The organism is Meridianimaribacter flavus (assembly GCF_004366715.1).
Taxonomy (GTDB): Bacteria; Bacteroidota; Bacteroidia; order Flavobacteriales; family Flavobacteriaceae; genus Gaetbulibacter_B; species Gaetbulibacter_B jejuensis.
In genome coordinates this window covers 612317-624590 of the sequence record NZ_SOQZ01000001.1, presented here as the reverse complement: position 1 = coordinate 624590, position 12274 = coordinate 612317, and the positions used below count along the sequence as shown (strand labels likewise).

The window sequence follows — 12274 nt, the reverse complement described above, 5'->3', positions numbered from 1 at the left end:
TCAGAGGTTTATTTTTTTATAAAGACACATTGATTAAATTGTGAAAAACTCTATGAAAAACAATTTTTTACTAAGGGGTAAAAAAGGGAGTATTTATCAATGAAATAACTATATTTGTTTAAAATGACATCACTAACTAATACATGAAACACCTTTTAAAAACAGAAAAAAATTACAGTTATATTGAAGTAGGAGAAGGCACGCCAATAATTGTTTTACATGGTTTAATGGGAGGGTTGAGTAATTTTGACGCTGTTACAAATTACTACAGTACAAAAGGTTACAAAGTCATTATTCCTGAGTTACCAATCTACACCATGTCATTACTAAAAACCAATGTAAAAAGTTTTGCAAACTACCTACATGATTTTATTGAGTTTAAAGAGCTAGATAACGTTATCTTGTTAGGAAATTCTCTTGGTGGTCATATTGGTTTATACCATACTAAAATGTATCCTGAAAAGGTTAAAGCATTAGTAATTACAGGAAGTTCTGGACTATATGAAAGTGCAATGGGAAGTGGTTACACCAAGCGAAGTGACTATGAAGTTATCAAGAAAAAAGCCCAAGATGTATTTTACGACCCAGCAGTTGCTACCAAAGAAATAGTTGATGAAGTTTACGAAACTGTAAACGACAGAAACAAGCTTATAAAAACATTGGCAATTGCTAAAAGTGCAATACGACACAATATGGCAAAAGACCTTCCTAAAATGCAAACACCAACTTGTATTATTTGGGGAAAAAACGATACTGTTACTCCACCTGAAGTTGCTGATGAATTCCATAGTTTATTACCTGATTCTGATTTATTTTGGATTGATAAATGTGGACACGCAGCTATGATGGAACACCCTGAAGAGTTCAATTTGATTTTAGAAAAATGGCTTTCTGCCAGAAACTTTTAAAACATGTTAATTAAAACAGCAGAGTTTGTAATAAGCAATTCTGAAGTTACAAAATGCCCAAAAGACATATTGCCTGAATATGCTTTTATTGGTAGAAGTAACGTTGGAAAATCCTCGCTAATTAACATGCTCACCAACCATAAGAATTTAGCAAAAACCTCTGGAAAACCAGGAAAAACTCAACTAATTAATCATTTTTTGATTAATAAAAACTGGTTTTTGGTGGATTTACCAGGTTATGGTTATGCAAGAGTCTCTAAGACTGCTAAAAAGAAATTTCAAAAATTCATTACCAATTATTTTGAACAACGTCAACAACTCGTATCTGCATTTGTTCTTGTTGATATTAGACATAATCCTCAAAACATAGATTTAGAATTTATGGAGTGGTTGGGAGAACACGGAATCCCCTTTTCTATTATTTTCACAAAAGCTGACAAACTGAAACCTAAAGCTATTGAACGAAATATTTCAGAATACGAAATGGAAATGCTTAAAACTTGGGAAGAAATGCCTAATTACTTTGTAACCTCTTCAAGTAAAGCCATAGGTAGAGAGGACGTTTTACAGTTTATTGACGACACGAATAAAGAAATTAACGCTTTAAGAAACTAATAGTTTTAATTTTTTACATCCAATGCATCTCTAAGTGAATTACCTATAAGCATAAAAGCCATTACCAAAATCATAATACACAAACCAGGAATTATTGCTAAATAAGGTTTTCCTAGTATAATATAGTTATAATGATCTTTTATCATTGCTCCCCAACTTGCCATTGGTGGTTGCGCTCCAATACCTAAAAAGCTCAATCCACTTTCAATTAAAATTGCAGCTGCAAAATTTGCTGCTGATATAACAATAATTGGAGCCATAATATTGGGTAATATGTGTCTGGTAACAATTCTAAAATCGGTATAACCTAAAGCTTTAGCAGCAGTAACATACTGCATTTCCTTTACACTTATAACTTGTCCTCTCACTACTCTAGCAACTTCAACCCACATAGTAAGTCCTACTGCTATAAACACTTGCCAAAACCCTTTATCTAAAGCCAATATAATAGCAATAACCAAAAGTAATGTTGGAATAGACCAGGTTACATTAATAATAAACATAACTATTGTATCAACTACTCCACCAAAGTATCCAGCTAAACTTCCCATAAAGATTCCAACTACTAAAGAAATAAATACAGCTATAAAACCAATAAAAAACGAAATTCGAGAACCTATTAATACTCTACTTAATAAATCCCTTCCGTATTTATCAGTACCAAACAAAAATGTACGTTCTTTTATAAAGGGTTTAAAATCTTGGTTTGGAAAAGTACTTAGGGCAATTTCTTTTTCTACACCTATTAATCCATCAGAGGCATATTCGGCATATACTAATTTATCATTATCAGCTTTAAATTCTGAAATTGGGATTTCGGTATCTGTATTTTTTTCACCATAAAATATTTTTGACAGGAAAGATTGATCATTATTAATTTCTGACGGAATGGTGAGAATATTCACTTTAAAACCAGGTTTTTTAGAGTGAATTGTTAAATGCATTTGATTTGCATTTTGAGAATTATCTGGTGCTAAAACATAGGCAAAAACAGACACTAACCCAATGGCAACAATGAGCCAAAAACTTAAAACGCCCCAAAAGTTCTTTTTAAACTTTTGGAGCGCTAATTGTGTTAATGAGTTACTGTTTTTACTCATTTATTTTAATCTTTTACTGCAGCTACTTTTGTTTTAACACCATAGGTCATTTTAAGATCGTTTAAAACATTTAAAGCCTCTTCAATATACACATCCTTACTTAAATTTTGGTGCCAACGCTCACGCTTTTGTTTTAAAACAGAGTCTTGCTCCATTAATTTAATTTCATAAGGCAATGAATTAAATGTAAGATTAGTTTTGTAATCTGCTATTTTTTCAAAACGTTTCGCCTCTTCTTCATTAGTATTTAAACGCTCTTTGTATTTTTTATAGTTAAGAGAAAAGTTTTCTGTTTCTCTAATAGTATTAATCCATTTAGCATTTTCATCAATTAACTTTAACTGATCACTATTAGCCATACGCTCTCTACTTTTTGAAATTGTAGTTTCATAATCGTAATAGTTCTCCCAAAGGTCATAATCAGCAGCATCAATTTTATCCCATTCTAAAGGACTGTCATACGTTCTTTCACCAATACCAATATACTTATAACGGTCTGGAACTACAATATCACTCTTTACTCCTTCCAACTGCGTTGAACCACCATTAATTCTGTAGAATTTTTGAGTCGTGAACTTTAACGCTCCCATATCTCCATTGGAATTATTTCTCACCATTCTATTAAGGTCTAGTACATTTTGCACTGTTCCTTTACCATAGGTTTGTTTACTTCCAATAACTATTGCTCTTTTATAATCTTGCATTGCAGCAGCTAAAATTTCAGATGCTGAAGCAGAAAGTTCGTTAACCAATATTACTAACGGTCCATCCCAAACAATAGACATATCTCTATCCTTTAAAACTTCTTTTGGCTCACCTGTAGTTTTAACTTGAACTATTGGACCATCTTTAATAAACAATCCTGCCATATCTACAACCGTTTGAAGCGATCCTCCTCCATTATCTCTAAGATCTAACACAAGACCTTCCATACCTTGTTGCTTTAATCTTATGATTTCTTGTTTTACATCTGAAGCCGCATTTCTTTTATTGTAATCGTCAAAATCAACATAAAACTTAGGTAAATTGATAACTCCAAATGTTTTGTTGTCTTTAATTACTGTTGAAGATTTTGCATAAGTTTCTTCCAGTTCAACAATATCTCTAGTAATTGTAATGTCTTCTATTGTACCATCAACTTTTTTCAAAGTTAAGGTTACATCAGTACCTTTTGGTCCTTTTATGAATTTGATAGCATCGTCTAAACGCATACCAACAACACTTACAGCCTCTTCTTCATCTTCTTGCTTTACTTTCATTATTTGGTCTCCTACCTGAAGTTCGTTTTGTCTCCAAGCTGGACCACCACTGATAATTTCGTTAACCAAAATAGCATCCATTTTCTTTTGAAGTCTTGCTCCAATACCTTCAAAATTACCAGACATATCTACATCAAAACGATCTTTATCTTCTGGTGCAAAATAAAACGTATGTGGATCATACTCCTCAACAATTGCATTGATATACACTGAAAACCAATCTTTACGTTGCCTTTCACCTATAAAGGCGTACAGTTCATTTAAAGAGTTTAACGTTGCTTCTCTAGCTTCTTCTTCTAGTTGTTTTTCAGTTTTTACTGTATTTGCAGCATCACTATTTTCATCAAATGCCATTTCTGGATCTTTATTTTTAGACCCACGTTCTTGCTGCACTAATAAATCATCATAATTAGCTATAGTTGAAAACTTAAGCTGTTGTCTCCAACGCTCTTTCATTTCTTTTTTAGATGTCACATAAGGCATTGAATCATAATCGGTAGAAAAATCTTCGTCCACATTGAAGTCAAAAGGTTTTGACAGCACTTCTTTGTAGATTTCTTTAGACTCTTCCATACGCTTTAATAGTCTTTCATGAGTTAAATTAAAGAACGTTAAATCGTATTCTTTAATCTGATCATCAATACTATTTCTATAAGCACTGAATTCCTCAATATCCGACTCATAAAAATAACGCTTTAATGGATCTAATTGCTTTATATAATCATCAAACACTAATCCTGAAAAATCATCATCTACGTCAACTGGACTGAAATGACCTTCATTTAAAACATAACTAATAAGTTGAATAAGTAATTTATCTTTGTTAGGGTCTTCAAAGGTTTTTGAGGTAAAACTACAAGAAGCAAATGCAAGTAGTAAAACCAAAAGCAAAATTTTATAGTTCCTTTTCATAATATCTTTCATATTTATACTTTAACTGTATATAACTACAAAAATTAAGTTATATTTTTCACTAAAATAAAAGAAAAAACCGTGCCAATAAAATATAGCCCTACTAATTTTTTGTTAAACCTAACATAACAGGTAATTGAAGGGTTTTATTTATTTTAGCAGCTAACAAACAACAATATATTTTATGGCAAAAAGACCTCTTATTTTAGTTACAAACGACGATGGCATAACTGCTCCAGGAATTAGAACTTTAATTGAAGTTATGAATAGCATTGGAGACGTTATTGTTGTAGCTCCTGATAGTCCTCAAAGCGGAATGGGACACGCAATTACTATTAATTCAACACTGTTTGTAGAAGAGATAAAAATTGACGAAGGTAAACAAAGAGAATACAGTTGTTCTGGTACACCTGCCGACTGTGTAAAACTTGCTATAAATGAAATTTTTGACCGCAAACCAGACCTTTGTGTTTCAGGTATAAACCATGGTTCAAACTCATCTATAAATGTTATCTATTCAGGAACAATGAGTGCAGCTATTGAAGCTGGTATTGAAGGCATTCCTGCTATAGGGTTTTCACTTTTAGATTACAATTGGAACGCTAATTTTAAAGCCACAAAATCCTTTGTAAAAACTATTGCTGAAAATGTTTTAAAAGAAGGTTTGCCAAAAGGAGTGGTTTTAAATGTAAATCTTCCTAATCTTCCCAAAAAAGATATAAAAGGCATAAAAGTATGCCGACAAGCTAAAGCGAATTGGGAAGAAGAATTTGACAAACGTAAAAACCCACAAGGTCGAGAATATTACTGGTTAACAGGTAAATTTGTTAACTTAGACAAAGGTGAAGATACTGATGAATGGGCTTTAAAAAACGGTTATGTTTCAGTAGTACCAATACAATTTGATTTGACAGCCCATCATTGCATACAAAACTTAAACACATGGAAATTGAATGGTTAAAAAGGAAGTTTTTATTGGATTTATTGTTGGATTAATTGCTAATTTTATGGGTTTAATATTAGCAGTCTATCTTTTTGGAAATGGCGATGATATTGAAACTACTATTAGGCAATCCTTAGCGGAAGGTTTTTTTAGTAAATTAGTAAGTATAGGAGCTATTTTAAATTTAGGTGCGTTTTTTATTTTCATAAAAAAGAAACAAGATTATAGAGCTAGAGGTGTGCTTTTAGCTACGGTTTTAATAGCTGTATTTACATTTTTGGTAAAGTATTTATAGATGAAGTATTACATAATTGCAGGAGAAGCGTCAGGTGATTTACATGGCTCAAACCTTATGAAAGCATTACAAAAAATTGATGTAAATGCTGAATTTAGGTTTTGGGGAGGCGACCTCATGCAAGCTGTAAACAACTCTCTGGTAAAACACTACAAGGATTTAGCCTTTATGGGTTTTATTGAAGTGGTTATGAATTTAAGAACCATAACCAAAAACTTAGCATTTTGCAAAAAGGATATTGAACAATACAATCCTGATACTATCATTTTTATTGATTATCCTGGTTTTAATTTACGCATTGCTAAATGGGCAAAACAAAAAAGCTACAAAACACATTACTATATTTCCCCACAAATTTGGGCTTGGAAAGAAAATCGTATTAAGGATATAAAACGAGATGTCGACCACATGCATGTTATTCTTCCTTTTGAAAAAGAATTTTATGAAGACAAGCATAATTATCCTGTGAACTTTGTTGGTCATCCATTAATTGACGCTATTGGAGCACGACAACAAGTTGATGAATATAGTTTTAGAGCAGAACATGAGCTCAACAAAAAACCTATTATTGCTTTACTACCAGGAAGCCGAAAGCAGGAAATTAAAAAGATGTTATCGGTTATGCTTAGTGTTGTTGACGATTTTCCTGGTTATCAGTTTGTAATTGCCGGAGCACCAAGTCAAGATTATAGTTTTTATGAGCCTTTTATCACAAATAACAACGTAAGTTTTATTAGCAACCGAACTTATGATTTACTCAGTGTATCCTACGCTGCATTAGTAACTTCTGGCACTGCAACTTTAGAAACTGCATTATTTAAAGTTCCTGAAGTAGTATGCTACAAAGGAAGTTGGTTATCTTACCAAATAGGAAAACGATTGGTAAAACATATTAAATACATCTCATTGGTAAACCTTATTATGGACAAAGAAGTAGTTACCGAATTGATTCAGGATGATTTTAACACCAAACGTTTAAAGCAAGAATTAAAAATTATTCTAGACGATTATCAACGTGTGAAATTTTTCTTGAACTACTATGATTTAGAAAAAAAATTAGGAGGCAAAGGCGCAAGTAATAAAACTGCTGAATTGATTTTTAAAAGCTTAAATTAAAACAGGTTTGTTGATAAGAGTTTTCATAACTATTCAAAAGCCTTCCCAAACTAATAATTTATTGTTTTTATTTTGTTTCAATTCTTAATTTTAGTCACAAATTCAATACATGAAAAACTTTACTATACTGCTACTAGCGCTTATCTGTTTGAATAGTTGTAAATCCTCAAAAAAAGCCAAAAGCTCACATAAAACCACTGCCAAAACCGAAAAAAGGGCAACTAACACAACATCAAATGCACTTGCTGAAAGTATCGTAGACTATGCTAAACAATTTGATGGTGTTCGCTACAAATATGGTGGAACTACCAAAAAGGGAATGGATTGCTCTGGACTGGTAATGACAGCTTTTAAGAGTGAAAATATTATGCTACCTAGGACAACCTCAGACCTTTCGGTTACAGGAGATTGGATAGACCTTAAAGAAGTTCAAAAAGGAGATTTAATGTTTTTCGCAACAAGAAAAAATAGCCGAAAAGTTAATCATGTTGGCATAGTTACTTTTGCTAGCGAAGGCAATGTAGAGTTTATTCATGCTTCGACAAGTGCAGGAGTGATTATATCGTCGTTAGCTGAACGGTATTGGTATTTTGCATTCGTACAAGCGCGAAGAGTATTGTAAACCATTATTTTTTAGTAACTTAGACTATGAAGTTACTAAATTTTACTCTTATAAAATTAACGCTTTGTTTAGTTATCGGGATTTATATAGGTTATTATATTACAATTCCATTACAACTATCATTATATACTAGTCTTAGTTTAATCTGTCTTTTATTTTTATGCTTTCTCTATCTTAAAAACAAGTTTAAAAACTCCATTTGGTTTGGACTAATTACTTTTATTACTACGATAAGTATAGGTGTGTTAACTCATAACCTTCATGATGAAAAACATTTTTTTAATCACTACACCAAAGTAGTGAATATAGATGAATCGGCTTCAAAAGAAATTACATTTAAAATACGAAAACAACTAAAACCAGGGAACTACTACAATAAATACATCATTGACATTTTAAAGGTTGACTCAACTATTGTTAATGGAAAATCTTTATTAAACATTGAAAAAGATTCTACTTTAAAACGCTTAAAAACCGATGATATTTATATCACATACTCTCCTATAAAAGATTTGATTAACCCTCTAAATCCAAATCAATTCAATTATAAAAACTATTTAGAGAAGCAATATATCTATCATCAAATTTTCACCAATCAACAGTCCATTTATAAAACAAAGTCCAAGAGCAATACTATTTTTGGTTATGCAGCAGCACTTAGAAATACTATAAATGCAAAATTGAAAACATACAACTTCGCTCCTGATGAACTCGCAATTATAAATGCTTTACTTTTAGGACAACGACAAGATATAAGCGAAGACGTTTACAACAACTACACCAATGCTGGAGCAATACACATTCTTGCTGTTTCTGGACTTCATGTTGGCATTATATTACTCTTACTAAATGTTTTATTAAAACCTTTAGAACGTCTTAAACATGGTAAACCAATCAAAATACTGTGCATACTCCTTCTGCTTTGGAGCTTTGCCATTATAGCAGGATTATCAGCATCAGTTACTAGAGCTGTAACCATGTTTAGCATTGTTGCCATTGCTATAAACTGGAAGCGACCAACAAACATTTACAACACACTAGCCATATCTATTTTTATATTGCTACTCATCAAACCTATGTTTTTATTTGATGTTGGGTTTCAACTTAGTTATCTAGCAGTTATTGCTATTGTTACGTTTCAGCCTATACTTTACAAACTATGGTCAACTAAAATAAAGCCGCTGGACTATTTTTGGCAAATTTTCACAGTTACAGTAAGTGCGCAATTTGGAATCATACCTGTGAGTCTTTATTACTTTCATCAGTTTCCTAGTTTATTTTTTATTTCAAACCTTGCTATAATTCCTTTTTTAGGATTGATTTTAGGTCTAGGTATTCTAGTCATTGTTTTAGCAGTTTTAAATAGCCTTCCTGAATTTCTTGCTAATTTTTTTGGAAGTACAATTAATGCAATGAATTTAATTGTTGCTTGGGTATCCAAACAAGAAACATTTTTATTTAGAGATATCCCTTTTAGTTTAGCTCATGTTTTAAGCAGTTACTTAATTGTTGTTTCAATTTTTGTACTTAATAAGAAAAGGAACTTTAAGAGTTTAACTTTCATGCTTATCACTATTATGGTATTTCAAGGTGTTTTGATTTATACAAAATATGAGACATCTAATAAACAATTTATCGTATTTCATAAAAGCAGATACAGTTTGATTACTGAAAAATCTAATAGAAATATGATAGTTTATCATAACCTAGACAGTACAAGTTTTAAAAATGATAAAGTCATTAAAAACTACAGAGTTGGCAATTTTATTGAAAGTTTTAAAACAGACTCACTGAAATCTATCTATAAAGTTCAAAACAAAATGGTATTAGTAGTAGATAGTTTGGGTGTTTACAATGTTACAGTGTTTAAGCCTAATTATGTATTACTTCGTAACTCTCCTAAGATTAATTTGCAACGTTTGATAGACTCTATTCAACCAGAGGTCATTATTGCTGATGGTAGCAATTACAAATCTTACATTAAACGATGGAAAGCAACGTGCTTAAAACAAAAACTCCCTTTCCATCAAACTAGTGAAAAGGGAGCGTTTATTATTGAATAGTATTTTTAACCTTGAAACTTTGGTTCAAATGCAGTGTAATACGCATTGAAATCCTCTTGAGAGGTCATGTTCTTGTGTTCATCGTTTTTGAAGAGTTTTAAGTACAACTCTATTTGTTGAGGCTTTTGATAACCTCTTAAAGGCGTAAGCACTTTTCCTTCTTCATCAAAAAACACGATAGTAGGATATGCACTTACTTTTAAATGCCTTGTTAACTCATGAACTCCATTTCTACGATTTGCCAATTCTGGCTTGTAGCTTTTATTAGTAAATGTTTTGCCTTCATAAGTAACCTTATCATTTCCTTCGGCATTAAACTTAACAGCATAGTAATGCTCGTTTACATAATCTGCCACATCTTTATTTTGAAATGTGTTTCGGTCTAACATTTTACATGGACCACACCAATTTGTATACACGTCCATCATAATTTTTTTAGGTTTTTCTTTTTGAAGTTTCAGAGCTTCTTCAAAAGTCACCCAATTAATCTCCTGAGCTACACTACTAACTGTAGTTAATAATGCAAATACTAATAAATATCTAAGTTTTTTCATAATCTCATTTGTTGCAAAAGTTATTCCGAACTTACAAAAAATGCTCCAAAAGAGGAGCATTTTACGTTTATTTTAACGAATTACTCGATTATCTCACTTCGTGCATTAACTTTTTAAGTAAAGGATTTAATAGCATTGCGAGTAAACCAAATCCTGCAGGAACAAGAGTAAATATTAAAAAGAATGTAGACAAACTGTATTGCTCAGTAATTTTATCAATCATTCCTCCCATAGTCCCAGCAGCTTTTTGACCTATAGCAATAGCTAGATACCAAATACCAAACATAAACCCAATCATTCTAGCTGGTACTAGTTTACTTAAGTAAGATAAGCCCACTGGCGAAATACACAACTCTCCCATAGTGTGGAATAGGTAAGCAAATATTAAAAACACCATACTAACAGATGCTGTTTTAGCACCTTGAGGAATTCCTAAAGTACCAAAAACTAACACTCCAAAACCTAACCCTAATAACATTAAACCAATACCATATTTCATAGCAGCACTTGGGTTGTATTTACTTTCCCACCACTTTGAAAATAATGGTGCTAACGTAATAATAAAGAAAGAATTTAAAATTCCAAACCATGATGCACCAACTTCAGTAGCATCTTTACTGAATTCATTATTTATTTTATAAAACACTACATACCATAAAAACACAAAAGTAGCAGCTAACACTATATTAGATAAAGCAATTTTAGAAAATGTCTTTTTAAACAACAAGTATAACACCCAAGTAATGATTGCAAGCGGTACAACTGTAAGAATTGAGTCTATTATTTTAAACACAGTTGCAGAGTTTCCTGTTAAAGCACGAGCAGTATAATCTCTAGCAAAAAGAGTCATAGAACCTAAGGACTGTTCAAACGCTGCAAAGAAAATAACTGTAAATACACCACATATGGAAACAGCAATAATTTTATCTCTAACTATTGGTGTATATCGTATAATCCTACTGATAATTAGAATTAAAAACAAAATCAATGCTAAAACAATAACAACACTTGAGCCATCAAATGGACCAATATTAAAGTTAAGCATATTAATATTCCCTATTTTAGACATAGGATCATTAAATAAGTACAGCAAACCTCCAATTGACGATAATGCAATGAGTATTAAATCAAAGCTTTTAAAAGGGTTTAATTTATCTTTTACAGGTGCTGTAACATTATGTTCTTTTGGACTTTCCTCATTAATGTTTTGAGGCAACTCAACTTCATGAACTTTTGTAGGTTTAGCTCCTATAGCACCAAACAAATCTTTAGCTAACCAAAATTGAATTAATCCACCAAGCATAAAAATACCTGCAAGACCAAAACCATAACTCCAACCAACGTTTTCAGCTAAATAACCGCAAAGCATCATTCCAAAGAAAGCGCCTGCATTAACACCCATATAGTAAATAGTGTAAGCACCATCTTTTTTGGATTCCTTTCCTCTATACATTTCAGAAATCATAGAAGTCATATTAGGCTTAAAAAAACCTGTACCAATTACCAATAATGCTAATCCTAAGTATAAAGACCAAGTCGTTTCAAAAACCATTGCTGCATGACCCAACATCATAATAAAACATCCTATGATAACTGCTCCTTTATAACCTGTGTATTTATCGGCTAACCATCCTCCTACAATTGGCGTTAAGTATAGTAATGAAGAATAGGTACCTATCAGCGCCAAAGCGTTTTCACGAGACCACTCCCATCCAGGATTATCACTTAAAAAGGGAGCTGTTAAAAACAGCACTAAAAGTATTTTCATTCCATAAAATGAAAAACGTTCCCACATTTCGGTAAAGAAAATAACAAATAATCCAGCAGGATGACCAATAACCTTGTCTTTAAACAGATTTTCAATATCAGTATTCATAGTGTTAGTTT

At 31.8% G+C, this 12274-nt stretch carries 11 protein-coding genes; 7 read left to right on the top strand and 4 right to left on the bottom strand.

Translation table 11 applies throughout. The features are described 5' to 3' along the window. Positions 1-143 precede the first annotated feature (143 nt). Complete coding sequence (locus A8975_RS02790; RefSeq protein WP_129759332.1) at positions 144-908, top strand: alpha/beta fold hydrolase; 765 nt, start codon at positions 144-146, stop codon at positions 906-908. 3 nt (positions 909-911) lie between these two features. Continuing rightward, positions 912-1523 (top strand): ribosome biogenesis GTP-binding protein YihA/YsxC, encoded by a 612-nt coding sequence (gene yihA, locus A8975_RS02785; RefSeq protein ID WP_134198596.1) that lies wholly within the window; start codon positions 912-914, stop codon positions 1521-1523. Positions 1524-1528: 5 nt separating this feature from the next. Here yihA and A8975_RS02780 read toward each other — a convergent pair whose 3' ends face one another. Both A8975_RS02780 and A8975_RS02775 read right to left on the bottom strand, forming a co-directional pair. Next, positions 1529-2623 (bottom strand): ABC transporter permease, encoded by a 1095-nt coding sequence (locus A8975_RS02780; protein ID WP_134198595.1) that lies wholly within the window; start codon positions 2621-2623, stop codon positions 1529-1531. Between the two features lie 5 nt (positions 2624-2628). Next, complete coding sequence (locus A8975_RS02775; protein WP_134198594.1) at positions 2629-4794, bottom strand: carboxy terminal-processing peptidase; 2166 nt, start codon at positions 4792-4794, stop codon at positions 2629-2631. 184 nt (positions 4795-4978) lie between these two features. On the opposite strand from A8975_RS02775, the gene surE reads away from it, so the two are divergent. From surE to A8975_RS02750, 5 genes are all read left to right on the top strand, one after another. Beyond that, complete coding sequence (surE, locus tag A8975_RS02770) at positions 4979-5755, top strand: 5'/3'-nucleotidase SurE (RefSeq protein WP_129759336.1); 777 nt, start codon at positions 4979-4981, stop codon at positions 5753-5755. Further along, positions 5748-6032, top strand: coding sequence for a hypothetical protein (locus tag A8975_RS02765; protein ID WP_131506026.1), 285 nt, complete (start codon positions 5748-5750; stop codon positions 6030-6032). The genes surE and A8975_RS02765 overlap by 8 nt, the downstream gene beginning before the upstream one ends. Continuing rightward, positions 6033-7148 carry a lipid-A-disaccharide synthase gene (gene lpxB, locus A8975_RS02760; protein WP_134198593.1) on the top strand — a complete coding sequence of 372 codons (1116 nt, stop codon included), beginning with the start codon at positions 6033-6035 and terminating at the stop codon, positions 7146-7148. Between the two features lie 109 nt (positions 7149-7257). After that, positions 7258-7770 (top strand): C40 family peptidase, encoded by a 513-nt coding sequence (locus A8975_RS02755; RefSeq protein ID WP_134198592.1) that lies wholly within the window; start codon positions 7258-7260, stop codon positions 7768-7770. 26 nt (positions 7771-7796) lie between these two features. Continuing rightward, a complete protein-coding gene (locus A8975_RS02750) occupies positions 7797-9833 on the top strand; it encodes a ComEC/Rec2 family competence protein (RefSeq protein ID WP_134198591.1) in 2037 nt (678 codons plus the stop codon). Between the two features lie 5 nt (positions 9834-9838). Here the strand turns inward: A8975_RS02750 and A8975_RS02745 are convergent, their stop codons facing one another. Both A8975_RS02745 and A8975_RS02740 read right to left on the bottom strand, forming a co-directional pair. Then, entirely contained in the window at positions 9839-10387 is a 549-nt protein-coding gene (locus tag A8975_RS02745; protein WP_187347835.1) for a thioredoxin family protein, read from the bottom strand. Positions 10388-10475: 88 nt separating this feature from the next. Then, complete coding sequence (locus tag A8975_RS02740) at positions 10476-12263, bottom strand: peptide MFS transporter (protein ID WP_134198590.1); 1788 nt, start codon at positions 12261-12263, stop codon at positions 10476-10478. Between the last annotated feature and the right edge of the window lie 11 nt (positions 12264-12274).